This is a genomic window from Flavobacterium galactosi, from assembly GCF_048158585.1.
In the GTDB taxonomy this organism is placed as follows: Bacteria; Bacteroidota; Bacteroidia; order Flavobacteriales; family Flavobacteriaceae; genus Flavobacterium; species Flavobacterium galactosi.
Map to the genome: position 1 here is coordinate 504013 of NZ_JBLNKV010000001.1, position 25550 is coordinate 529562.

Annotated in this window: 23 protein-coding genes; 9 read left to right on the top strand and 14 right to left on the bottom strand. The window is 35.9% G+C overall.

The annotated features are described in order from the left end of the window. Window positions 1–75 precede the first annotated feature (75 nt). The 8 genes from ACM55M_RS02150 to ACM55M_RS02185 all read left to right on the top strand — a co-directional run bounded on the left by ACM55M_RS02150 (window position 76) and on the right by ACM55M_RS02185 (window position 7837). The gene (locus ACM55M_RS02150; RefSeq protein WP_416855829.1) at window positions 76–519 is read left to right on the top strand and encodes a GNAT family N-acetyltransferase; all 444 of its coding nucleotides are present in this window, start codon (window positions 76–78) and stop codon (window positions 517–519) included. Window positions 520–592: 73 nt separating this feature from the next. Further along, entirely contained in the window at window positions 593–1021 is a 429-nt protein-coding gene (locus tag ACM55M_RS02155; protein WP_416855830.1) for a hypothetical protein, read from the top strand. Between the two features lie 38 nt (window positions 1022–1059). After that, entirely contained in the window at window positions 1060–2526 is a 1467-nt protein-coding gene (locus ACM55M_RS02160; protein WP_416855831.1) for a lipopolysaccharide biosynthesis protein, read from the top strand. Between the two features lie 141 nt (window positions 2527–2667). Further along, window positions 2668–3102: a dUTP diphosphatase gene (dut, locus tag ACM55M_RS02165; protein ID WP_416855832.1), complete on the top strand. Its 435-nt coding sequence runs from the start codon at window positions 2668–2670 to the stop codon at window positions 3100–3102. Window positions 3103–3328: 226 nt separating this feature from the next. Then, complete coding sequence (locus ACM55M_RS02170; protein WP_416855833.1) at window positions 3329–4339, top strand: sugar phosphate nucleotidyltransferase; 1011 nt, start codon at window positions 3329–3331, stop codon at window positions 4337–4339. A gap of 40 nt (window positions 4340–4379) precedes the next feature. Further along, on the top strand, window positions 4380–5732 hold the full coding sequence (locus tag ACM55M_RS02175) for a tetratricopeptide repeat protein (RefSeq protein WP_416855834.1): 1353 nt from the start codon (window positions 4380–4382) through the stop codon (window positions 5730–5732). Continuing rightward, a complete protein-coding gene (gene lolB1, locus ACM55M_RS02180) occupies window positions 5729–6502 on the top strand; it encodes a lipoprotein insertase outer membrane protein LolB1 (protein ID WP_416855836.1) in 774 nt (257 codons plus the stop codon). Before ACM55M_RS02175 ends, lolB1 begins: the two co-directional genes overlap by 4 nt. Window positions 6503–6526: 24 nt before the next feature. Then, window positions 6527–7837, top strand: coding sequence for a murein hydrolase activator EnvC family protein (locus ACM55M_RS02185; RefSeq protein ID WP_416855837.1), 1311 nt, complete (start codon window positions 6527–6529; stop codon window positions 7835–7837). Window positions 7838–7938: 101 nt separating this feature from the next. Here the strand turns inward: ACM55M_RS02185 and ACM55M_RS02190 are convergent, their stop codons facing one another. From ACM55M_RS02190 to ACM55M_RS02210, 5 genes are all read right to left on the bottom strand, one after another. Continuing rightward, window positions 7939–8901, bottom strand: a complete 963-nt coding sequence (locus ACM55M_RS02190) for a transglutaminase family protein (RefSeq protein ID WP_416855839.1) — start codon at window positions 8899–8901, stop codon at window positions 7939–7941. Window positions 8902–8907: 6 nt separating this feature from the next. Next, complete coding sequence (locus tag ACM55M_RS02195) at window positions 8908–9861, bottom strand: alpha-E domain-containing protein (RefSeq protein WP_416855840.1); 954 nt, start codon at window positions 9859–9861, stop codon at window positions 8908–8910. A 43-nt stretch (window positions 9862–9904) separates the two neighbouring features. Beyond that, window positions 9905–11341 (bottom strand): circularly permuted type 2 ATP-grasp protein, encoded by a 1437-nt coding sequence (locus ACM55M_RS02200; RefSeq protein ID WP_416855842.1) that lies wholly within the window; start codon window positions 11339–11341, stop codon window positions 9905–9907. 447 nt (window positions 11342–11788) lie between these two features. Further along, on the bottom strand, window positions 11789–12631 hold the full coding sequence (locus ACM55M_RS02205; protein ID WP_416855843.1) for a polysaccharide deacetylase family protein: 843 nt from the start codon (window positions 12629–12631) through the stop codon (window positions 11789–11791). A 14-nt stretch (window positions 12632–12645) separates the two neighbouring features. After that, window positions 12646–13671 carry a hypothetical protein gene (locus ACM55M_RS02210; RefSeq protein WP_416855844.1) on the bottom strand — a complete coding sequence of 342 codons (1026 nt, stop codon included), beginning with the start codon at window positions 13669–13671 and terminating at the stop codon, window positions 12646–12648. 336 nt (window positions 13672–14007) lie between these two features. On the opposite strand from ACM55M_RS02210, the gene ACM55M_RS02215 reads away from it, so the two are divergent. Beyond that, window positions 14008–16650, top strand: coding sequence for an MGH1-like glycoside hydrolase domain-containing protein (locus tag ACM55M_RS02215; protein ID WP_416855846.1), 2643 nt, complete (start codon window positions 14008–14010; stop codon window positions 16648–16650). Window positions 16651–16774: 124 nt separating this feature from the next. On the opposite strand, the gene ACM55M_RS02220 is transcribed toward ACM55M_RS02215, so the two are convergent. The 9 genes from ACM55M_RS02220 to ACM55M_RS02260 form a co-directional block, all read right to left on the bottom strand. Continuing rightward, window positions 16775–17224: a c-type cytochrome gene (locus tag ACM55M_RS02220; protein WP_416855847.1), complete on the bottom strand. Its 450-nt coding sequence runs from the start codon at window positions 17222–17224 to the stop codon at window positions 16775–16777. Window positions 17225–17227: 3 nt separating this feature from the next. Next, window positions 17228–18352 (bottom strand): PQQ-dependent sugar dehydrogenase, encoded by a 1125-nt coding sequence (locus ACM55M_RS02225; RefSeq protein WP_416855848.1) that lies wholly within the window; start codon window positions 18350–18352, stop codon window positions 17228–17230. 176 nt (window positions 18353–18528) lie between these two features. Further along, a complete protein-coding gene (gene uxuA / locus ACM55M_RS02230; protein ID WP_416855849.1) occupies window positions 18529–19719 on the bottom strand; it encodes a mannonate dehydratase in 1191 nt (396 codons plus the stop codon). A 166-nt stretch (window positions 19720–19885) separates the two neighbouring features. Beyond that, a complete protein-coding gene (locus ACM55M_RS02235) occupies window positions 19886–20698 on the bottom strand; it encodes an SDR family oxidoreductase (protein WP_416855850.1) in 813 nt (270 codons plus the stop codon). Window positions 20699–20712: 14 nt separating this feature from the next. Beyond that, complete coding sequence (locus ACM55M_RS02240; protein WP_416855851.1) at window positions 20713–21549, bottom strand: amidohydrolase family protein; 837 nt, start codon at window positions 21547–21549, stop codon at window positions 20713–20715. 10 nt (window positions 21550–21559) lie between these two features. Continuing rightward, entirely contained in the window at window positions 21560–22357 is a 798-nt protein-coding gene (locus ACM55M_RS02245; protein WP_416855852.1) for an SDR family oxidoreductase, read from the bottom strand. Window positions 22358–22377: 20 nt separating this feature from the next. Beyond that, a complete protein-coding gene (locus tag ACM55M_RS02250; RefSeq protein WP_416855853.1) occupies window positions 22378–23391 on the bottom strand; it encodes a zinc-binding alcohol dehydrogenase family protein in 1014 nt (337 codons plus the stop codon). A gap of 20 nt (window positions 23392–23411) precedes the next feature. Beyond that, window positions 23412–24266, bottom strand: coding sequence for a fumarylacetoacetate hydrolase family protein (locus ACM55M_RS02255; protein WP_416855854.1), 855 nt, complete (start codon window positions 24264–24266; stop codon window positions 23412–23414). 49 nt (window positions 24267–24315) lie between these two features. Then, a complete protein-coding gene (locus ACM55M_RS02260) occupies window positions 24316–25080 on the bottom strand; it encodes an SDR family NAD(P)-dependent oxidoreductase (RefSeq protein ID WP_416855855.1) in 765 nt (254 codons plus the stop codon). Between the last annotated feature and the right edge of the window lie 470 nt (window positions 25081–25550).

The window sequence follows — 25550 nt, forward strand, 5'->3', positions numbered from 1 at the left end:
TCAAAATATATTAAGAGCCAACAGATGTTGGCTCTTTTTTTGTTTAAATTTATAGTTTAAAACACAATAGGAAGAATGCAATTAGAAATTAGAGAACTGACCACTTTAGACGAAATGCTTAGCAATATCGAAGTAATGCGGTTTTTATATCCCACATTTACTTTAGAAAAATATGGAGCTTATTTGGTTGAGATGATACCGCATAATTACAAGCAAGTAGCTGTTTTTGAAAATGAGGTTTGTGTGGCTGTTTCAGGATTTTGGTTGGGAACAAAACTATGGTCGGGAAAATATATCGAGATCGACAATTTTATCGTTCATCCCGAACATCGCTCTAAAGGTTTGGGGAAAATGATGACAGATTATATAGATGCAAAAGCCAAAGAGACAGGTTGTACCATGATTGTTTTGGATGCTTTTACTGGGAATTTTACGGCACACCGCTTTTATTACAACCAAGGATATGTCCCAAAAGGATTCCATTTTCTTAAAATTTTAAACGAAGAAGGATTAAGTTAAATCCCAAAAGATGAAACGATCTAAAAGAATAATACTCCTGTTTTTACTTACAATCAGCTTAACTTTTTGTGCTATGAAACAAGAACTTCAAACGGAATTTCCACAGGAAATTAAATCTGTTTATTTTCAGAAATGGATTGGTGGAGAGAAAGGAAGCGGAATTGATTTTTATATTGAATTCAAAAAGTCTCTTTCTAAAGAAATTAAGCTGGAGAAAATCATTTTTAGAAATCTGGAAACAAATCTTAAAGAACTGTCCAAAAATACTTTTGTAGCACATTTTTACCAAAAGAATATAAATCAGGATTTAATCTTGGACAGTGATTCTAAAAAAGAATATGGTAATAAAGCACCAATCATAATAAAATCTAAATTCGATTTAAAACCAAATGAAGCTTTATTAGAATATACGAAAAATAACAAAACCTTATTTTTCAAAATAATGAATGCCAAAGAAAACCCAACTATTGCCTATCCATCGATAAATAAACCAAAGAATTAGTTATTTTTGTTTTTATAAATATAAACAGATAAATCATTTTGGGATTATATAAAAGCCTTTTCAAACAAACAGCAATTTATGGACTAGCTACGGTTATACCTAGAATGTTCAGTTTTTTACTAGTTCCACTTTATACTGATTTATTGCCAAAAGCTGAGTATGGAAAAGTCTCCATAATTTTCGCTTGGATGATTTTTTTCAATGTTATACTTGCTTACGGAATGGAAACCGCTTTTTTTAGATTTTATAATAATGAAACCAATAAGAAGTCCGTTGTGGAAACTACTATGGTTTCGATTTTTTGGACCTCCATTTCTTTTCTATTTGTTGGGCTTTTATATCGAAATACTTTGTCTCAATGGTCAGGAATAGATACGCAATACATCACCTATACCATTTGGATTTTAGCATTGGATGCTTTGGTAATTATTCCGTTTTCAAAATTGAGAGCCTATCAAAAACCAATGGTTTATGCTGCTATTAAAATTGGAAATGTTGTAATCAATCTTTCTTTAAGTGTTTTCTTTTTACTCTTTTTACCCAAAATTGCGGAATCCCATCCAAATGGATTTTTAGGTTCTTTGTATATTGAAAACTTCCAGATTGGCTATATATTTTTAGCCAATATCATCGCCAGTTTATTAACATTTGTAGTGTTGTCTCCGGATTATATCTTGCTTAAATGGAAATTTGATGCCGCCCTTTGGAAACGAATGATGCATTACGGATTGCCTATAATGGTCGCCGGAATTGCATTTGCCATCAACGAGCAATTTGATAAAATTCTATTAGGGAAATTATTACCGGTAAATATTGCCGAAGCTGAAGTTGGAGTGTATTCTGCCTGTTATAAACTGGGGTTATTCATGGTTTTGTATCGAACAGCCTATACATTAGGAATAGAGCCATTTTTTTTCAGCCATGCTTCTAATGCTAACGCACCGCAAACGTATGCCACAGTGACCAAATATTTCGTCATTTTTGGCTCTTTTATTTTATTGGGAGTAATCGTCTTTGCCGATATTCTAAAACAGCTTATGATTCGGGATACCTCGTATTGGGAAGCCATGAAAGTGGTTCCGTTGATTATTCTCGCCAATTTTTTCCTCGGAATTTACACGAATCTTTCCGTTTGGTACAAACTCATCGACAAAACCTATATTGGGGCCTATATCTCCATTGTTGGCGCCATAATAACATTGGTGTTAAACTATATGCTCATCCCAACGATGAGTTATTATGGGTCAGCAATCGCTACAATAGCAGCCTACGGTAGTATGATGTCTATTTCCTATTATTTAGGAAATAAATATTATCCAATACCGTATGATATAATGAAAATAGGAGGATATCTTGGTCTTTCAATAGGATTTTCGGCCATTTCATTCTATGGTTTCCGAGAAAATTATTTTGTTGGAATTCCATTACTACTCGCATTCATGTATTTTATATATTACAACGAAAAAGAAATGTTAACCAGAATTTTGAACCGAAAAAATAACTAGAATTTAACTTAATCAATTTTAGGAGCCATTTCCTGCTATCCGTTGCAATCTTTCTAGTCCTGAACTTGTTTCAGGATCCTGAAACAAGTTCAGGACTAGAAAGGATTTTCACTGCTATCAGGGCTAAAAAAAAATAAAAAAATGACGATAAAAATTATCAATAAATCAGAACATGCTTTGCCAAACTATGAAACCATAGCTTCGGCAGGAATGGATTTAAGAGCAAACTTAACGGAATCAATAACCCTAAAACCATTGGAAAGAGCCATAGTAAAAACTGGTCTTTTCATAGAATTACCAATAGGTTACGAAGCACAAGTGCGTCCAAGAAGTGGTCTGGCCGCCAAAAAAGGAATTACGGTTCTCAATTCTCCCGGAACAGTTGATGCCGATTACAGAGGCGAAATAGGCGTAATTTTAGTAAATTTATCCAACGAAGCTTTTGTAGTTGAAAACGGAGAACGCATCGCACAACTTATAATCGCAAAACACGAACGTGCGGAGTGGATAGAAGTTCAGGAATTAACCGAAACGTCAAGAGGCGAAGGCGGTTTTGGAAGTACAGGAGTGAAATAGAAATTAGTTTTCAGTTGCAGTTAGCAGTTGTGCTATGAGATGCTATTTTGCAACAACTTTCAAATAAAAAATCCGTGGAAATAGGTTTAATCCGTTTAATCTGTGGCCAAATAATATAAGAAAACCTTTGTGAACTTTGCATAAAATCTTGCAAATTTTGCGGTAAAATAAAAATTGAATTAATAAGAGGATGATATTGCTTCGTTCCTCGCAATGACAAAAACAAATGAAAATAATTGTACCAATGGCTGGGCGAGGTTCCAGATTAAGACCACATACATTAACCATTCCTAAACCATTAATTCCTGTAGCCGGGAAACCAATCGTTCACCGTTTAGTAGAAGATATTGCAGCTGTTTTAAATCAAGATATTGAAGAAATTGCCTTTATCATCCATGAAAGTTTTGGAGCAAAAGTGGAAGAAGATTTAATCGCAATCGCTCAAAAATTAGGTGCTAAAGGAACGATTTATTATCAAAACGAAGCTTTAGGAACCGGTCACGCTATTATGTGTGCCAAAGATTCTTTGAGCGGACCAGCTGTTATTGCTTATGCGGATACTTTAATTCGTGCCGATTTCGATTTAGATCAAAATGCCGATAGTGTTATTTGGGTAAAACAAGTAGATCATCCGGAAGCTTTTGGTGTGATAAACCTAAACGATGCGAATGAAATAGTAGAACTGGTGGAGAAACCTGCAGCATTTGTTTCGGACCTTGCCGTTATCGGAATTTACTATTTTAAAGATGTTGCCGTTTTAAAAAACGAACTTCAATTAGTATTGGATAATAATATTATTCACGGTGGTGAATATCAAATTAACGATGGAATAAAGCAAATGATGGCAAAAGGCATGAAATTTGTACCAGGTAAAGTGGACGAGTGGATGGATTGCGGAAATAAAGACGTTACCGTGGAAACGAATTCCAGAATGCTAGGGTTCTTGCACGACGATGGAATACATTTAGTGGACTTTGATGTTAAGTTAGAAAATTCAACCATCATTCCGCCATGTTATATTGGTGAAGATGTGGTTTTGATAAACGCAACTGTTGGGCCTAATGTGTCATTAGGAAAAGGATGTCATGTATCAAACAGTACCATAAAAAATAGCTTGATACAAACTCATTCTCATATTAAAAATGCGAATCTGGATAATGCGATGATAGGAAACCACGCCAGTTTTGACGGTAAATTTACAAGTATAAGTATTGGAGATTATTCGGTGTTGGAATAATTGCATCCAAAATGATGAAATAAAGGGCAAGAAATATTCAATGAAAAAAGGGGCTTTCATAATTCTGTTTTTGGTTTTGCAATGCAATTCAACGTTGTTATTGGCGCAAACCGAACCGGAAGAAATTAAGCAGGAAACAAATCAGTTTCAGGAATTTTTTTATGAAGCGTTGCTTCAAAAGGGAATTGAAAATTATGACAAAGCCATTAAAGCTTTGGAACAATGTGTAAAAATCCAACCAAATAATGCCACAGTCTATTTCGAATTAGGAAAAAATTATCTGGCAGCAAAGGATTATGGAAATGCGTACAGTTCATTTGAACACGCTACGCAAATTGATCCAAAAAACAGATGGTTTTGGGTGGGAATGTATGATGTGAGTTATGAAACCAGCAATTACAATCAAGCGCTGATAGCCATCAATAAATTAATACCATTTGACGAAAAGTATAAAGAAGACTTAACATCGCTTTATATGGGAACCAAGCAATTTGATAAAGCGCTTGATCTAATTAATGAATTAAATGCCACTTTTGGAAAATCGGAAAGAAGGGAATTATACAAAATGCAGATTTTATCGGAAGGGAAATTTCAAAATGTTGAAGAGTCCAATTTAATAGCGCAAATCGATAAAAACCCAAAAGACGAATCCAATTATATCGCGCTGATTAATTTGTATTCGAAGAATAATGAAGCTGAGAAAGCATTTGATATAACCAAAAAGTTAGCGGCGGCAATTCCAAATTCTGAATTGGCGCAAGTGAGTTTATTTAAAGTTTATTTGGATAATAATGAAGCTCCAAAAGCTATAAATGCGATGAATATTTCTTTGGCCAGCGCCAAAATAGATTCAAAGATAAAACACAGAATGCTGAATGAATTTTTGATTTTTGTGGATAAAAATCCTCAATATTCCTCTGATTTAGAGAGAGCCATTGCCTATTTCGATACTGATGCTACAGTTGATGTTGCCAAAGAAATTGGAAAATATTATCATAGTAAAAAGCAATGGGACAAAGCCATTACGTTTTATGAACGTTCTTTAAAGAATGGTTCGACAGAAGATATCGAAACGAATTTGCTTTTGCTTCAAGCATACACCGAAGTAAAACAGTTTGATTTGGTTGCCAAAAAATCCATGACAATGATTGAAACATTTCCTACGCAACCGCAGTTTTATTATTATTCAGGTTTAGCGAACAATCAATTGCAGCAGTATAAAAAAGCGGCAGCAATACTCGAAATGGGTTTGGATTATTTGGTAGACGACATAACATTAGAAACAAATTTCAATATCCAGCTGGGAGAAGCATATAACGGTTTGGGCGATTTCAAGAAAAAAGAAATGTATTTCTCCAAAGCCAACCAATTATTAAAACAAAAAAAACAATGAAAAAAATTTCAATACTGCTAGTACTTACAGTCTTTATGGCTTCGTGTAAATCGAAAGCTATTGTAGCAGAGGCTAGTGTAAAATCAAACTATTTGACTGCTGATAAAATAATAGAAAATCATTACAACAATAAAAACAATTTTTCTACATTATATATTAAGTCCAATGCAAGATATGCTGATGAGAAGCAAACTCAAAATGTTACCGCCGAAATAAAAATAAAGAAAGACCAACAAATCTTGATCAGTATTAGGTTTTTGGGAATTACAATGGCAAAAGCATTAATTACACCAACTGCAGTAAACTATTATGAAAAAATAAACGGCAGTTATTTTGAAGGGGATTTCAGAGGATTGAGTCAATGGTTGGGAACTGATTTAGATTTTAATAAGATCCAAAATATGTTACTTGGCGATGCAATTGATGATTTGAATAAAGGAAAATATACCGAGTCATTAGTAGAACAGACCTATAGATTGGATGATGTTTCGAATAACAATACGAAAAAATCGTTCTTTTTTGATACGGAGAAATTTTTGGTCAAAAGACAGGAAATAAAACAAACTGCTGAAGACAGAATGATTCAAGTGGCTTATTCCGATAATAAAGTGTACAATGAAGCAACATTGCCTTCAAATGTGCTAATAAATACAGTTCAAAAGAAAGGCAAAACGGAAATTAATTTAGATTACAACAGTGTAACGTTCAATGAAGAACTTTCTTTTCCTTATAGTGTTCCAAATGGGTACAAAAGAATTATAATTAAGTAAATTTGCAAAAAATATTTTTTTAAGATGCCAAAATTTCTCCTAAGCCTAATTTTTATAAGCTTGACTTCACTAATGTGGGGTCAAAGAACACAGCAAGAAAAATTAGAAGAACGAAAAGCCCAGATTCAAAAAGAAATTCGCGAAAATGAAAAACTATTACAAACCGTAAAGAAAAAAGAAAAAACGGCTGTAAATGTAATTGTTATTCAAAGCAATAAGATAAAGCTTAAAGAAAAACTGATCAATACTACTGAAAAGCAGAAAAAGCTTTTGGGGAATGATATGTATATTAATCAGGTGAAAATTAATAAACTAAAAAAAGAACTGGAAATCCTTAAGGCTGATTATGCTGAAATGATTGTAAAGTCCTATAAAAGCCGTTCTGAGGAAAGTAGAGCGATGTTTTTATTGTCTTCCGAGAATTTTTTGCAGGCCTATAAAAGGGCACAGTACATGAAACAGTACACGAATTACAGGAAAATGCAAGGTGAAGAAATAAAGACGAAAACGGGAGAACTTGTCGTGTATAATGGAAAACTGAATGTGCAAAAAACGGCGAAACAAAAACTTATTGCCGAAAATGAAAAAGAGCGTTTGTCATTAGAAAAAGAGAGGAAGGAGCAAGAGAAATTAGTCAAATCCATTAAGAAAGATAAAAGCAAGATTCTTGCTGAAATCAAGAAAAAACAACAGGAATCCAGATCGATTGATAGACAAATTGACCGATTAATTCGTCAAGCTATTGCTGAAGCTAACAGAAAAGCTGCAATGGAAAGAGCTATGGAAAAAGCAAAAGCAGAATCGCTAGCCGGATCAAAAACAGAAACCAAATCGGAAATAAAAACACGAGCTAAAGAAATTGTTTCTTCATCTTCGGTATCTTCTTCAAAAATAGAACTTACCGCTGAGACAAAATTAATTGCTGATAATTTTAAAGCTAACAGAGGTAAATTACCATGGCCAGTAGAAAAAGGTTTTGTGTCATTGGGATATGGAGATCAAGCGCATCCTGTTTATAAAACCTTAGTTATTCACAATAGTGGAGTGGAGATTACAACTGATTCAGGATCAAGCGCCAGAGCCGTTTTTGGAGGGGAAGTAACCAGTGTAATTGTTTTATCGCCTATAAATAAAGCAGTAATGATACAACACGGGGATTTCTTTACGGTTTATCAGAATTTAAGTTCTGTGTTTGTAAACAAAGGCGATAAAGTAAGCACCAAACAAAGCCTTGGAAAAGTAAGAACCAATAGCGAAGGAAGAACCATAATTAAATTTTTAATTCTTCAAAATACTACGTACAACAATCCTCAAAGTTGGTTGTATAATATGTAATAATGGATTGGAATCGAAGTAAATTCAGTTCTTATGTTTAGCTAAAAAAGCGAATCTAAAAGTACTAATTTGATTCGCTTTTTTTGTGCCAAATAACTTGATTATTGTTGTTGCTGTTGCTTTTGTTGCTGCTGAAGTAATTCTATGTAATCCAATTGTTCCTGGAGTTCTATGGAAACTTCTTCGAGTTGCACATCATTTATATCTTCAAATTGTCTTCCGTCCTCGTAGCCTATCGAAACGCAAACCGAAAGCGTTTGTCTGGAGAGTCCTTTGAAAGTTCCTTTTACCGGTGTGCAATCATAGAAATTACGACCTACAGAAAGTTTTACGTGATTGTCCATGGTCCAGATATTGTTAGTAGGATCTAAACCAAGCCAGCCCTGTTTTGGAGTATAAATTTCTACCCAAGCGTGTGTGGCGCCTTCGCCTCTGAGTCCGCTTTCGTTAGGGCAAATGTAACCGCTCACATAGCGCGACGGAATTCCTGCCGTACGTAAAAGTTGTAATAGTACATGCGCAAAGTCTTGGCAAACGCCTTTTCTAATTTCTAAAATCTCATCGATGGTGGTTTCGATATTGGTGATTCCTTTGGTGTACTTAAAATTTGAAAAAATGTATTGATTGCATTGCTGCGCAATTTCTATAATAGGTTTATCAATACAGTTTATTTCGTCCAGAATTGAATTGATTTCGTTTTGCTTTTTGATGGTTTCGGGAAAGCAGAGACGCAATAAAAGAATGCTTTTTTCTCTTACTTTTGCCAAATCCTTTACGGTAGTATGATCTATTTCCGGTATTTTAAGCGAATGATTGACACGAACTAACATTCGTGATTCGATAGTCATTTCAGTATGAGCTCCTAATGTATTAAAGTTGCCCACTCGATTACCGAAATAATCCTGAGAAATTTCTACTTCAGGATTATTCGTTATTAAAAGCTGGTATTGAAGTACATCTTGGTTATCAAAATGGTGCGGGAATAAACGAATCTCATTTATACTTTCTTTTATGGGCCAGTTGTATTGGTATTTTGTGATGTGAACTATTTTGAAAATTGCCATTTTATATTACGTATAAGAGAAAAATAATTTAGAAAAATCTGTCGAAAACTGTATTAATTGTGTTCTGGTATTGTTGAGTACGTCTTCTAATTCTTTGTTGGTAAGATGATGATAATCCGTAAATTCGACCGAACTTTTAAGTCTCCCAAATTGATTGTGCAATGTTCGTGCTTCGCTCAGATTATTGTCTTTAAACAAGTTGTTCAAATAGGTGTCTATTAATTCCAAAGTGTAAATCACGGAATGCGCAAAATCTCTATTGAAGATAACCTGCTGCACCACTTTGCGATTGTGCGGAATATTACTGTAACTTTTCAAGTATAATTCGTAACCTGAAAGGGAAAGTAATAATCTTCTCCAATATAATAAATCTTCATTTCCATCAAGATTATACTGAATAGGAGCGTAGTAAGCTTGGGTTAGCGAAATGGTTTGCAGACATCTTTCAATATGTTTACCAATACTTGAAAAACACCAACCTAATCCTCTAGGCATTGTAACCTGAAGAATTCCATTGTATAGTAAAAAATCTTTATTGAGTTTAGAGATAATAGTACTCGCATCAGAAGTTTCTAACTTTTTTGGCAAGTCCGGCGAATTCATGAAATGATACAAAGAATTGATGTGTTCCCAAAGTTCTTTTGTAATTTTATCTTGGGAACCTCTCGCATTTTCTCGTGCTTTGATAACGAGATTCTTTACTGAATTATGGTTTGGACTGTCGCAAATGATATACTTCAGAACGAAGTTTGTGTCATATTGTACTTGATTTATTTGTTCCATTGTCAAATCAGTGTAGTGTTCCAATAACGGTTTGTAACCTTGAGAATCATTCGTTTCTTTGTCAAAAGACAAGATATAAAAGGTGTTTAGGGTAAGTAACATTCCATCTGTTCTTTCCATATATCGGTTGAGCCAAAACATTCCGTCTGCAACTCGGCTGAGCATATTTACTTTCATTTTGTTTATTTTTAAAAAGGTTTCGCACTGTTATACCTTTAATTTATTTTACTATCCAAGTGTCTTTACTTCCTCCGCCTTGTGAAGAATTAACCACTAATGAGCCTTCTGTAAGCGCGACTCGGGTTAGTCCACCAGGAACTATTTTTACGCCATTTGGGCCACACAAAGCATACGGTCTTAAATCGACATGTCGCAGTTTTAGTTCGCCGTCTATAAGGCACGGAACGGTGCTGAGTTGAATGATGGGTTGAGCAATGAAATTACGTGGATTACCAACAATGGCAATTTTTGCATGGTCTAATTCCTCTTGGGTAGCCTTATTTCCCATAATCATTCCATAGCCGCCACTTTGGTTGGTTTCCTTGATCACCATGTTTTCCATATTGGCAAAAACCATTTCTCTTTCGTCCAGGTTTTCCATTCTGTAGGTTGGAACATTTTTTAGGATTGGTTCTTCGTTCATGTAATATTTTATCATGTCAGGGACATAAGCATATACCGCCTTGTCATCGGCGACACCGTTTCCTACTGCATTAACTAAAGCTACATTTCCTTGTTTGTATGCGCTGATAAGGCCGGGAACACCAAGGGTACTGTCTGGTTTGAAAACCAAAGGATCAAGATATTCGTCATCTAAGCGTCTGTAAATAACATCTACTTGTTGAAGTCCTGAGGTGGTTTTCATATAAACTTTATTGTTGTTTACCACTAAATCTCTTCCTTCTACCAAAGGAATTCCCATTTGTCTGGCTAAAAAAGTATGTTCATAATACGCCGAGTTATAAACTCCCGGAGTTAATAATACCACATTGGGGTTGGCTATATTTCTTGGAGACAACGAAACCAGAATGTTGTGAAAAATCATCGGATAATTACTGACCATACTCACATGATTTGAGGTGAGCATTTCCGGAAAAATACGTTTGGTTATTTCCCTGTTTTCGAGCATGTAACTCACGCCGCTCGGGCACCGCAAATTATCTTCCAGTACATAAAATTCTCCTTTTGCGCCCCGAATTAAATCTATTCCTGCAATATGCACATGAATGTTGTGGGGTACTTTAATTCCATGAACTTCTTGGATATAATGTGGACAAGAGGCTATTAATGCCGCTGGAATGATGCCTTCTTTTATAATAAGCTGTTCATTATAGATGTCTTCCAAGAATAAATTGAGTGCTTTAAGCCTTTGTTTTATTCCGGATTCAACTTCGTTCCAGTCTTGTTGGGTAATGATTCTGGGAATGATATCAAAAGGGAAAATCCGTTCAATGCCTTGATTGTCGTCACTATAAACGGTAAAAGTAATCCCTTGATTCATAAAAAAATCAGAAGCCTGCCTATGTTTATCGTTTAGTTTTTCATAATTTAAACTTTGTAGGGTTTGCAATACTTGGCGGTAAGATTCCCGCACCCCTTCGTTAGAAAACATTTCATCCCAGCCATTTTGGTTTAAAGTAGGTATCGATTTCATCATATTTTCTATTGTTAAAAAATTAAATTTTATTACATTTTACTATAAAAAATGCATCTTTAAAGCTAAAATATTAATTTAATTTTTATAAAAACGAGGATAACATGACTATTTAATAATTTTTACAACATTCTTTTTTTGACAATTGTTTTCTGATAATTAGTCGATTAAATAATGTTGTTTTTTTTGATTCCGCAGCCTAAAAAATATTTTTTGGATTCGAAATCCATTGAAATCTAGGGTTTGAAGGTGATTGTTTTATTTATTGAATCAATGAGGTATAAATAATAAAGTCAATAAAGGAGTAATTCTGTTTATAGAAAATCAGAATCAAATTTAAAAGGAAATAGATGAATTTTCTTTTAGTCTAACTAAAAGGAAAATCCCAGCTATTAAAAAGGATTAATAACTGGGATTGGAATTTATTTTAGTGAATAACCGTGTTTTGGATTATTTATTAAAAGAAGATTTTATAGCTTTCATTACACTTGGAGTCGACCATTGACCTGCAACTATTATACGTCTGATAGTGTACAGCGGATCAATCGAATCTCGTTTGGTAGATAAAATGAAGGCCATTTGGTACCCGCTCTTTTTTATTTCGGGAATCGCTTCTTTGTTCCACAAACCAAAAGGATAAGCAAAAGAAGTCACTGGTTTACCAATGATGTCTTCCAGCTTCTTTTTGGGTTTTACCAATTGTGTATCCCAGTCTTCACCAGTATATTTAGTCACCATGTGATGATCCCATGTATGCGCCGCAACAGTATTTCCGGTGTCCGATAAATTTTTAATTTGCTCTTTTGTCAAATAATTAGGACGGCCGATGGAAACGGTCATTACAAAGAACACGCCTTTGAAGCCGTATTTTTTCATTTCGGCAGCACCCAAACTGTATTGTTCTCCACGCGTATCGTCAAATGTGATCATGATAGGATTTGCAGGCAACGGAGCGTCATGAACTAAATATTCATACAATTGATCGGGTAAAATGCTATGATATCCTTCATCTGATAACGCTTTCATCTGCTGGGCAAAATGAGCTGGCGATACGGTGTAGGTTTTTGTCATTTCACCTGCATTGGCACTCAGCTCCTTAATATTATGGTAGCATAATATGGGCACTTCTTTTTTGGAAAGAATAGTTGCCAGATCTGCCATCTCTTTTTTGGGCGCAACTTTTTGAATCTGCGTCTTAACTACAGTGGTCTCTTTTTCTAATTTATTGGGTTTAGAGTTACAACCAACCAATAAAAGTAGACTTGTAGAAACTAAAAATAAGATATTTTTCATAATTCAAAAACGTATTATTGGTATTGAATATAGACTGGTTTAGGAGTAAATTTCATCAACTCAGCCGGAGTGTACATCACCCAATTTTTTCTGATATCATTTTTATAAAACAATTTAAAACCGGTAAACTGAACAGGTTCTCTATAAATATAACTCCTGTAGCTATCTTTTTTCAAGACTTTGTCGCCAAAACCATCCATATCCATTACAATTTGAACTTCGGGTACGGTTTTGATTTCTTTATATTTCTTTACCATTCCTTGGGTGAAACGGTGTACCACCAATACTTTTGGAGTCAGTTTATTTTTACGCACGATATTTGCCAAAATGTCAATAGCATCATTAATATCAGCGGCAGTAAAATGCCCAATTTTAGAACCTGGACGTTCTCCGTTTTTCATCGAAAATTCGGGATCAATTCCTAAATGTACATTTGGTAACGAAAGATATTTCTCCAGTTCGGCTACTTCGGCTTTAACGGTGCTGTGTCCCACTTGAATATCTAAAAACACTAAGGCGTTAATGGGTTTTGCCCAACTCAAGATAGTGTCTATTTGTTTAAAAGGCATTCGCATTCTGTGTTTGTTATCTTTGCCAGGCGCGCCTTGGGCAGTGACTGCGATATAATGCAATGCAGGGATTGTTTTTACTGTTGGATCAGCAACCTGCCATTTGGCTATTTCTCCTTGTAATTTTTTAATCATTTGATTTCTTGGTAGCTCACCTAAAATCCCCATTCTTGTGGAATATAAATTTCCGTAATAAGCAATAATACGGTTGTATGGTAATAGCGCTCCTGGCAAAGGGTAAGGTGCTTTTACGGGCCATCTGCCAGTAGTGTCATTGTTACTCATTGCTACCATTCTTTTATTGTAGTCAACAGTATCAATAGTAAGAGCTGTCTTTTTGACTATCGTATCAAGCTGTTTCGTTTGTTTTTTTTCGTTTCCGTTTACTTCATCTGCGGCTTTACCGCGATTACAACTGGAAACAAAAAATAAAAAGGGAAGTATAAGTAATGCGATAACTGGCTTTTTCATATATAAATGGTTTTAGTTTTCAATGCAAATATAAAGAATTTTGTGAGTGGCTTATCATTTATCATCCCGTCATAAAGATGTATTTTTTACATAATTCACGGATTCAGATTACAAATTTGAGCGTGTCAGAATTTTAACAAGAATTGGATTGTAAAGAAAATATATTCAGTTGAAAAGGTATAAAATTCTTTTTTATGCGAGCCTGCAATCTTGAATTAAAATTTAAAAACCATTCAAAATAGTTAATTAATATTTACATCACAGGATTTTTACATAATAATTACCTGTTTTTAAAACGTTTTATATAAATTGCGAATTAGAATTAACTAGAGGATTATGTTAGAAATAGATGCAGAACGAGCACGGTTAAAATTAAGGAAGGATAACAAAGGCTGGAAAAAGTGGGGACCTTATTTAACAGAAAGACAATGGGGAACCGTTAGAGAAGACTATTCACAAAACGGTGACGCCTGGAATAATATTACCCACGACATGGCACGATCCAAAGCGTACCGATGGGGTGAAGAAGGCATTGGCGGAATTTCGGATAACAAACAGCACATTTGTTTTGCTTTCGCTTTTTGGAACCACAACGACCATATTTTAAAAGAACGGTTTTTTGGTTTGACAGGAAATGAATCAAACCATGGGGAGGACGTTAAAGAATTATATTTCTACCAAGATTCTACGCCCACCCATTCGTACCAAAAGATGCTTTACAAATATCCTCAGGCTGCTTTTCCCTATGAAAAACTGGTTCACGAAAGTAAAAAAAGAACGCGTCTGGAACCGGAATATGAATTATTGGACACGGGGATTTTCGATAAAGATGCCTATTTTGATATTTCTCTTGAATATGCAAAAGCCGATGAGCAAGATATATTAATTAAAGTTACGGTAGAAAACAGATCAAATACTGCAGCTCCCCTGACAGTTTTGCCCACGCTTTGGTTTAGGAATACGTGGTGTTGGGGGTATGAAAAATATAGTCATAAACCAATATTAACGGGTATTGGAAACTCCATAATTGAAGTAAATCATCGTTTGGTAGGGCATTTTAAATTATACGCTGAAAACCCAAATGAAATTTTATTCTGTGAGAATGAAACAAATTTTGAGAGGCTATACAACTCGCCTAATCCTACACATTATACCAAAGATGGTATAAACGATTATATAATAAATAATGATCCAGAGGCCGTAAATCCGAATCACATTGGTACAAAAGCTTCGGTAAAATATGACGATATAATTCCTGCTAACGGGAAAAAGGTCTATCGGATGCGATTTACGAATCAAACCCCGAGTGATGCTTTTGCAGATTTTGATTCTATTTTTGAAAAACGACTGGTTGAGGCCGATGAATTTTATGCCAGTCTTCAAAAAGGAATTGAAGAGGAAAAATTGAGATCTGTACAACGTCAGGCGTATGCAGGAATGCTTTGGACTAAACAATGGTATTATTACAATGTGTTGGAATGGATAAAGGGCGATCCATCCATGCCAAAACCTGATGTAAACAGAAAGAATGGACGAAATAGTTCTTGGAAACACATGTATACTTCCAATATTCTCTCGATGCCGGACAAATGGGAATATCCTTGGTTTGCGGCATGGGATTTAGCATTTCATACGCTGCCTTTAGCCCGTCTTGATCCTGAATTTGCAAAAAGACAATTGTCGGTTATCTTGAGGGAATATTACATGCATCCTAACGGTCAGATTCCAGCCTATGAATGGTCATTTTCAGATGTAAATCCGCCAGTTCATGCTTGGGCAACTTGGAAGGTTTATGAAATTGACAAGGAAATGAATGGCGGAAAAGGAGATATTGTTTTCTTGGAACGTATTTTCCATAAACTATTATTAAATTTCACTTGGTGGGTGAATCTGAAAGACGAAGGAGGAAATAACATTTTTGGTGGTGGATTCCTTGGAATGGACAATATTGGGGTTTTTGACCGTTCCGCAGCCTTGCCAACTGGGGGACATTTAGAGCAAGCCGATGGAACTGGTTGGATGGCGATGTACAGCTTAAATATGTTGCGAATTGCTTGTGAAATCTCTCTTGAAAATCCTGTTTATCAAGATATGGCTTCTAAATTCTTCGAACACTTTTTGCATATTGCAGGGGCGATGCAGACCATCGGTGGGGACCAATTAAATCTTTGGGATGAAGATGACCAGTTCTACTATGACATGCTTCACAAAGAAAATGGTGAGGCCGAACTTTTAAAAGTGCGTTCCATGGTAGGGTTAATCCCTTTATTTGCGGTCGAAGTTTTAAACGCTGAATTGTTAGAAAAATTACCGGATTTTAAACGCCGTGTCGAATGGGTATTGAATAACCGTCCTGATTTAGCAAGTTTAATCTCCAGTTGGTATCATCCCGGAAAAGGCGAAACTCGTTTGCTTTCCATTCTTCGTGGCCATCGAATGAAAATGATTATGAAGCGAATGTTTGATGAAACGGAGTTTTTATCCGATTTCGGAATTCGTTCGTTATCGAAATATCATAAAGAACATCCTTATAAATTTACTTATGAAGGAGGAACGGTTCAGGTCGATTATACTCCAGCCGAGGCTACAGGAGATATGTTTGGAGGAAATTCAAATTGGAGAGGCCCTATTTGGTTTCCAATGAATTATTTGATTTTAGACTCTTTAGAAAAATTCTCGAGCTATTACGGAAACGACTATGAAGTGGAATTCCCTACAAACTCAGGACAGATGATGAGTATAAAACAAGCTGCCGAAGGAGTTTCTAAGCGATTATTATCTCTTTTTATTCCGGGTGAAAACAAAAAAATTCCAATGTATGGGGAATATGAAAAATTTCAAAATGACCCAATTTTTAACAAAAACCACTTGTTTTTTGAATATTTTGACGGGGATACCGGTAAAGGTTTAGGAGCCAATCATCAAACCGGTTGGACTGGACTAATCTCAGAAATTATCCGACAGTTATATGTTAAATAAGCTGATATAAAATTAAAAGACGATCCCCAAGGATCGTCTTTTTAAAATATTTCTGTTAGCGTCTTGAAATTTGGAATCAAAACCCCAATTTTTTATTAGGCTTAGCCAAATGCTGATTTGATTTTTACTGCTTAATTGTTGCCACTTCTTTTTCGGTAACCAATTTGCTTTGTTTGTTGCTCCAGGATTTCATTATATAATTCATCACATCCGCCACTTCTTGATTGGAGAGTCCCATGGCAGGCATCGTGCTATTGAACTTCTTTTTATTAACAACAATTTCGCCACTTTGTCCAAATTTAATGGCATGGATGCTTTGAGCTCTTTTTTTTGTGAGCCAGTCAGATCCATCTAAGGGTGGGAAATTTTTAGCGTCACCTTTGCCATTCGCACCATGACATTGGATACAAAAATCAGTATAGATTTCTTTTCCTGCTGCTTGGCTTTGTACAACCGTTTTGTCTTTATTTGTATCGGTGGCAATAAAATAATGATTTCGTGAAATGGGATTTTCAACATAAAAATAGCCCAATAAAAGCAGGCTAAAGCCAAAAAATAGTTTACTTGTCAACATAGATTAATTAGGTATAATTTTGAGTATTCCTTTTCCTTCAACAGCGATGTAAATATAACCATCCGGACCTTGTGCCACATTGCGCACCCGCCCGATGTCTGTGGCAATTTTTTGTCGTCCAATTACTTCGTCACTTTTCAGTTTTACCAATTCAAGATATTGAAATTTTAAGGATCCAACGAGTAAATGTCCTTTCCAATCGGGATAACGGTCGCTGGTTACAAAAGCCATTCCACTTGGTGCAATAGAAGGCAACCAATAGTAAATGGGTTTTTCTATGCCTGGTTTTTCCTTTTCTTTGCTAATGGTAGTTCCATCATAATCGATGCCATACGTAACAACCGGCCAGCCGTAATTAGCTCCTTTTTTTATAATATTGATTTCATCTCCGCCTTGAGGTCCATGCTCGTGTGCCCAAATGGCTCCTGTTATCGGGTTTTTTGCCATTCCTTGAGGATTTCTGTTACCAAAAGTATAAATGGCTTCTTTCGCTCCTGCCTGTCCTACAAAAGGATTGTCTTTAGGGATGGTTCCATCATCATTTAATCGGTATATTTTTCCACCATCGCGTTTGATATCTTGTGGATTTACAAAATGGTTGCCGCGCTCTCCCACTGAGAAGTACAAATAACCGTCGGTATCAAATGCAATTCTGGAGCCAAAATGTTGCCCTTTTGTGGTATTGGGAGTAGCTTTATAAAGTGATTCTATTTGGGTTAGACTTCCGTCCAGTAATTTTGCTCGAATGAGTTTGGTATTACCGCCTTCACCCTCACCTTCACTGGAGGCATAGGTCATATACAACCAACCATTTTTAGCATAGTTGGGGTGTAAAACGATGTCTAATAACCCACCTTGTCCGCGAGAATATACTTTAGGAACATTTTTTATTTCGGTTTTTGTGCCGTTTTTGATTTGGTAAAGGACACCGCTTTTTTCTGTAACCAGCATCGTTCCATCCGGCAACCAAGTCATTCCCCATGGTATCGCAATATCAGAGGCAACTGTTTGAAGAGTATAATTTTTCACTTCTTCCTGAATGGGAATATCGTTTGGTTTTACTTGCGCTTCGCAACTGAAAAAAATGGAAGAAAGAATCGAAAGTGTAACCAGTGTGATTTTTTTCATGAGTTTAATTTTAGTCCTGTTTGAATAGAAATCTTTTTTAAAGATAGTAAAAACAGAATCTAAAAAAGCAATCATTTTTTAAACTTTGATAAAAAATGATTGCAAAGGTATAGGTAAGTATTTTTATTTGAGGTTGTTAGACAGGAATATCACACAAAGCATCAGATAAAATAATTTTAATTAAATAAACTTTTTTTGATTCCCATTTCTAATCCTCTTAATTCAGCAAGACCGCGTAAACGACCGATTGCAGAATAGCCTGGATTTGTTTTTTTATTTAAATCATCCAACATTTGATGTCCGTGATCGGGACGCATCGGGATTGTATTTTTTGTCTCTTTTTCTTTGTTGAGTATTGCTTTTACAACAGCAAACATATCGACATTACCTTCTAAATGATTGGCTTCATAGAAACTTCCGTCACTTTCTCTTTGGGTACTTCTCAAATGAATAAAATTCATTTTATCCCCATGACGATCAATCATACCGGCAAGATCATTGTCCGGTCGTACTCCATAAGAACCGGTACACATCGTAAAACCGTTTGAAGGAGAATCGACAACGGCTAACATTGCTATCAAGTCGGCTTCGGTACTTACCACTCTAGGTAAACCAAGGATTGGAAATGGAGGATCATCCGGATGAATGGCCATTTTTACCTGAACACTTTCCGCAACCGGGATGATTTCTTTCAGGAAATAATAAAGATTTGCTTTTAGCGTAGACGCGTCAATGTTTTTATAACCATCTAAAACCTTCAGAAATTCTTGTACACTATAGGCTTCTTCGGCACCGGGTAAACCCGCAAGAATATTTTGCTGTAGTTTCACTTTCTCCGCTTCGCTCAATGCTTTAAAACAAGCAGTTGCAGCAGCAATTCGTTCTGCTGAATAATCTTTCTCCGCTTCGGTTCTTTTAAGAATAAATAAATCAAAAGCCGTAAATTGATTGATGTCAAATCGCAATGCTTTTGACCCATCAGGCATTTCATACGCTAAATCAGTTCTGGACCAATCCAATACCGGCATGAAATTATAACACACGGTATATATTCCGCAAGCAGCAAGGTTTTTGATACTTTGCTTGTAGTTTTCAATATATTGCAGGTAATTTCCGGTTTGTTTTTTAATGTCTTCATGTACCGGAATACTTTCCACAACAGACCAGGTAAGCCCTGTTAATGTATTGTCAACCTCAGAATTTTTAAAAGTAATTGTATCTTTTCTTTTTAAAATTTCGGCTATTTCCCATACTTCCCCATTAGGAATATGATGTAATGCAGTCACAATCCCCGTAGCTCCCGCTTGTGCTATATCAGCTAATTTAACGGAATCATTAGGTCCGAACCATCTCCATGTTTGTTCCATTTTCAGTATTTTTTATTTATATTTTACTTTTTATGACTGTCCGTGACTAGTACCAAAGTGATAAAATTAGCCACAGATTAAAAAGATTTTCACAGATTCCTTTCATAATGCTTATAAATTTGTGGCAAAAAAAGACTTGGGATGAATTAAGGACAGTCCTATTACTTTAGATACTTGTAACTCCAAATCCACCGTCAACATTTACAATGATTCCGGTAATGAATTTTGAAGCATCGCTACACAACCAAATTAGAGTTCCACCTAAATCTTCCGGATTACCAAATCTTCGCATGGGCGTCTGCTCGATGATTTTCTTTCCTCTGGCTGTTAAACCTCCATCCGGTTCCAACAATAAAGCTCTATTTTGCTCTCCAATAAAAAATCCTGGAGCTATCGCATTTACTCGTATTCCTTCCCCAAATTTAGTAGCCATTTCAACAGCCATCCATTTGGTAAAATTATCGATTGCCGCTTTTGCCGCAGAGTAACCCACTACACGTGTCAAAGGACGTTGCGCTGTTGCAGAAGAAATATTAATGATTACCCCTTGTTTCTGGTTCGCAAAAATTTCTGAAAAAACTTGTGTTGGCACTATAGTACCAATAATATTTAAGTCCAATACCTTTTCTAAATCTACAGTTTGCATATTAAAAATAGTATTATCCGGGGCAATAGTTGCACCTGGGACATTTCCTCCGGCAGCATTGATTAAAATATCAAGGCGTCCGTATTTTTCCAGTATTAAATCTTTTACTTTTTCAAGTGATGGTTTATCCAGTACATTGGCAGCTACAGCAAAAGCTTCTCCACCATTTTCCTTTATTTTATTAACTACTATGTCGGCTTTGGCTAGGGTTGATCCCATTATCCCTACTATTGCTCCGGCTTTCGCCAAAACTTCCCCCATTTGACCTCCTAAAACCCCAGATCCTCCAGTGATTAAAGCTACTTTTCCTTTTAAATTGAATAAATTATCCATGTTATTTATTATTTTTATTGATCAAGTTTATAAAAAGTGTTGGCATTGCCATACCAAATCAGATCTTGCTCTTGAGTTGGTAATTGCGAAATATATTCTTCCAGCGTTTTTACAACCTGATTATAATTTGCGGCAAGATTGCAAACGGGCCAATCAGAACCAAACATTAGGTTTTCTTTCGAAAAATTATCAAAAATCACATCGAGATACGGTTTTAAATCGTCTGCTGTCCAGGAATACCAGTTCGCCTCCGTAACCATCCCCGAAATTTTACACATCACATTTTCTGCTTTTGCTAATTCCTTGATGTTCTTTTTCCAGGATTGAATCGACTTTGATTTTATGTCAGGCTTTGCAATATGGTCCAATACAAAAGCTTGCTCCGGAAAATGATTGACCAGATTTATTGCTGCGGGCAACTGCCGATGAAAAACGAGAATGTCATAGGTGTAATCAAACGGTTTCAATTGGCTTATACCGTTACGAAAATCATTTCGTAGCATAAAATCATCAGATTCTCCTTGTACAACGTGTCTAAAGCCTTTCAGCTTTTTTTGAGTCGAAAAAGCAGCCAGTCGCTCGGCGATATTTTCATCTAATAAGTCTACCCATCCCACAATACCTTTGATGAAATCATTTTTTGCCGCTAAGTCAAGCAGAAAATTAGTTTCACCTTCCGATTGGCTAGCCTGTACCGCAACACAACCGGAAAATTTATTTTCGTTCAGTAACGGCAGAAGATTTTCTGGTAAAAAATCTTTTTGAATTTTCTGCATCGATGCATCAATCCAGCTATCCCGAATAGGATCAAACTTCCAAAAATGCTGATGGGCGTCAATACGTTTATGCATAAAGCTTTTTCTAATTTACATCATTAATTAATGATCGATCCAAATGTACATATCCTCCGTCTACAAAAACGAATTGTCCGGTAGTGTGCGAAGAACGATCAGAAACAATAAACAACGCAGTGTCTGCGATTTCTTCAGGGCTTGTCATCCTTGCCTCAAATGGGATGCTTTTATTTATTTTTGCCAAGACCATTTCGCCATCCGGTAATGTTTTTAACCAATCATCATAAGCAGGAGTAAAGCTTTCTGCAATGATAACCGCATTGGAACGGATATCGTATTGAATTAAATCAACGGCCCATTCTCTGGTAAGACCTAATACTCCCCCTTTTGCGGCAGCGTATCCGGAAGTGCCTCCCTGTCCTGTTAAGGCAACTTTAGAACCAATATTAAGAATATTACCTTTTGATTCCTTTAGATAAGGAAGCGCATATTTAGTCAATAAAAAATAGCTTACCAGATTCAGTTTTAACGAGTCCATGAACTCCTCATAACTGGCGTCTAATCCTGCGCCATCGTTTACGCCAACATTATTGATAACGGCATCTATTCGTCCGTATTTTGTAACAATTTTTTGTACAGCAGCTTCCATTTGCTCCGGATTAGTTACGTCCGTTTGCACAAATAAGGAATCCAAACCTCTTTTTTGAAGTTCTTCGGCATAACCAAAACCTCTATCGTTACGGTCTACAAGTACAGGTATTGCACCTTCGTCAGCCAATCTTTTTATGATGGTCTCACCAATGCTTCCTTCCTTTCCTGCCGATCCTGAAACGATTATAATTTTACCTTTTAATCCTAAATCCATACTATTTTTAGTTATTAAGTTTAATCCAGTTCTATCAATGCTTTGATAACGTTGTTTTTTGGATCAATCCACTTTTCAAATTCAGTTATCATTTCTGTAAAAGGGGCCCTGTGGGTAATGTATTTCTTGGGGTCTATTTTACCGTTTTTCAGGCATTCGATCACGTAGAGAAAGTCCTCTTTTGTTGCATTTCTACTGCTCATTAAAGTTGATTCCCGCTTGTGAAAATCAGGGTGGCTAAAGCTAAGTTCACCCTTTTGAAGCCCCACTAAAACAAATCGTCCACCATGGGCGATGTAATTAAAAGCGCTGTTCATCACATTACGGTTACCGGTTGCATCTATGACAACTGTCGGCATATCGCCGTTTGTGATTTCCATAAGTCTTGCCGTGACATCTTCATTTGCAGGATTTATCGTAGCATCAGCATGGAGTTCTTCTTTACAAAAACGCAACCTGTATTCGTTGATATCCATGGCGATTACTTTTGCGCCAGCTATTTTGGCAAACTGTATCAGGCCAATTCCTATCGGACCGGCTCCCATAACAAGTACCGTATCTTTTGCATTTACGGCAGCTCTTCTTACACCATGCGCAGCTATTGCAAGCGGCTCAACCAGTGCCAGTTGATCGTAATCCAATCCTTCACCATGCAATAAATACTGTTCAGGAAAGGAAATGTATTCAGCCATTCCACCATCGATATGAACGCCAAAAACTTTGATTTTTGCACAGCAGTTCGTAAGTCCATTTCTGCAAGCCACACATTCACCACAATGAAAGTAAGGTATAAAAGTTACCTTATCCCCCGGTTTGTAGCCTTCCGCTTCGCCTTCAATGTATTCGGCAGCGAGCTCATGTCCTAAAATACGAGGATATTCAAAATAGGGCTGTGTTCCACCAAAAGCATGAATATCTGTACCACAAATGCCTATTTTTTTAATCTTTAATAATACTTCACCATCCTTGCGCACCGGCATGGCTTTTTCTTTTAATTCAAACTGATGGGGTTTTTCGCATACAATGTATTTCATCTCTTAATTTTTTTAAATAATTATTTGCTGTACGCCACCGCCACTTGTTTGCTTGTTCCTAAACCTTCCATTCCTAATTCAACCACATCTCCGGCTTTAAGATAAATAGGGTTTGGTTTGATTCCTAAACCAACTCCAGGAGGTGTTCCTGTACTGATCACATCACCCGGAAGCAATGTCATAAACTGGCTCAGGTAATGCACCAAGAAAGGAATTTTGAAAACTAAATTTGAAGTATTGCTATTTTGGAATGTTTTTCCGTTTACTGTCAACCACATCGACAAATTATCTACATCTGCAATTTCATCTTTTGTTGCCATGAAGGGCCCAAGTGGAGCGAATGTATCGCATCCTTTTCCTTTGGCCCATTGTCCGCCACGTTCCAATTGAAAAGCTCTTTCGCTGTAATCGTTATGCAAACAATACCCTGCTACGTAGTCCATAGCATCTGCTTCTTCAACATAACTGGCTTTTTTGCCTACAATAAAGACCAATTCAATTTCCCAGTCGGTTTTATCGCTGTTCTTTGGAATTATTAAATCGTCATTTGGTCCACATAAGGCAGTAGTCGATTTAAAAAAGATAATTGGTTCTTCCGGTATTGGCGCACCAGTTTCTTTACAATGATCCACATAGTTTAATCCAATGCATATTATTTTAGATGGTCTTGCAACTGGGGAACCCAAGCGTACAGAAGCATCCACTTCAGGTAAAACAGGATTGTTTTTTAAAGCTGCTTCTAATGTTTCTAATCCATTTTTTTCAAAAAAGGCTTCATTATAATCCGCAACAATTGCCGATACATCAAATCTTTTTTCTCCAATTAAAACACCTGGTTTTTCTTTACCGGCTTCTCCAAAACGTATTAATTTCATTTTATCTATTTTTTAGTATAATTGTTTTTATGATATAAATAAGGTGACCTTAGTTATTTAATTTAATAAATCCTCCATCAATAGGATAGTCACAACCGGTAATAAAACCAGCTTCATCACTACACAAGAATAACGCCAAAGCCGCTACTTCGTCCGGTTTCCCCATGCGACCAATAGGTTGTGATTTAGATAACTTATCAAACATTTCGGCTTCCTTACCCGGATAATTTTTAGAAATGAATCCATCCACAAACGGGGTATGTACCCTGGCAGGAGAAATGGAATTACAGCGGATATTTTCGGCCATATAATCTTTGGCAACCGATAAAGTCATAGCCATTACAGCTCCTTTGGCCGTGGAATAAGCAAATCGATCTGGAATACCTACCCAAGCTGCAATGGAAGCCATGTTCACAATAACGCCACCTTCAGAATGGCGCAGTTGCGGTATTGCTGCATGCAAACAATTGTAAACTCCTTTTACATTCACATTCATAATACGATCAAAGTCGGCTTCTGGAGTGGTTTCCACATTACCCACATGTGCTATTCCTGCATTGTTGACAAGAATATTGATGTTGCCAATTTTTTCAAATGCTGCCAATACTTCTTGCTGATTGGCAACGTTACAAGCATGAGAAAACACTTTTCCACCAGTTGCACGTATTTCGGCAACGGCTGTTTGAGCACTTTCATCAGTTAATTCAATAATATGAACCTCAGCTCCTTGCTTTGCGAATAAGGCTGAAATTGCCTTTCCTATTCCGCTTCCTCCACCGGTAACCACTGCTTTTTTATTTTGTAATGAAAACATACTTTTTTTCTTAGATTTAAAATTTAAAACTTTTTATAGCGATATTCCACATTGCTATGGAACAGAATCGTCTTGATTTAACTGCGCTGCTTTTGGAACATTATCCGGAACTTTCCTGTAAAAACAAAGAAAAAGAATATACAGATAATTAAAAATAAAGAGCAGCAAGTAATTTTATATTTGTCAAAAACACTTTTATTTGCGTAATCGATTGCATGATTAGTGATAAAAATATTTTAATAAAATTAATTAATAATTTAGAAGGCGAAAGATATAAAGATATAGTGATTAAATTATCCTTTTTAGTTCAAAATTATTATTGTTTAATTGTTAATTATCTTTGTTTTTTAACAAAAATGAAAAAATAAAAGATCATCTTTTCAAAACGGTTGTTTTTTTCGTTTATTTCGGGTTAAAATTAATTGGTTGAATTCTTATTACTCTTTTTAAAAAAGTTTTTAAAAAAGAAT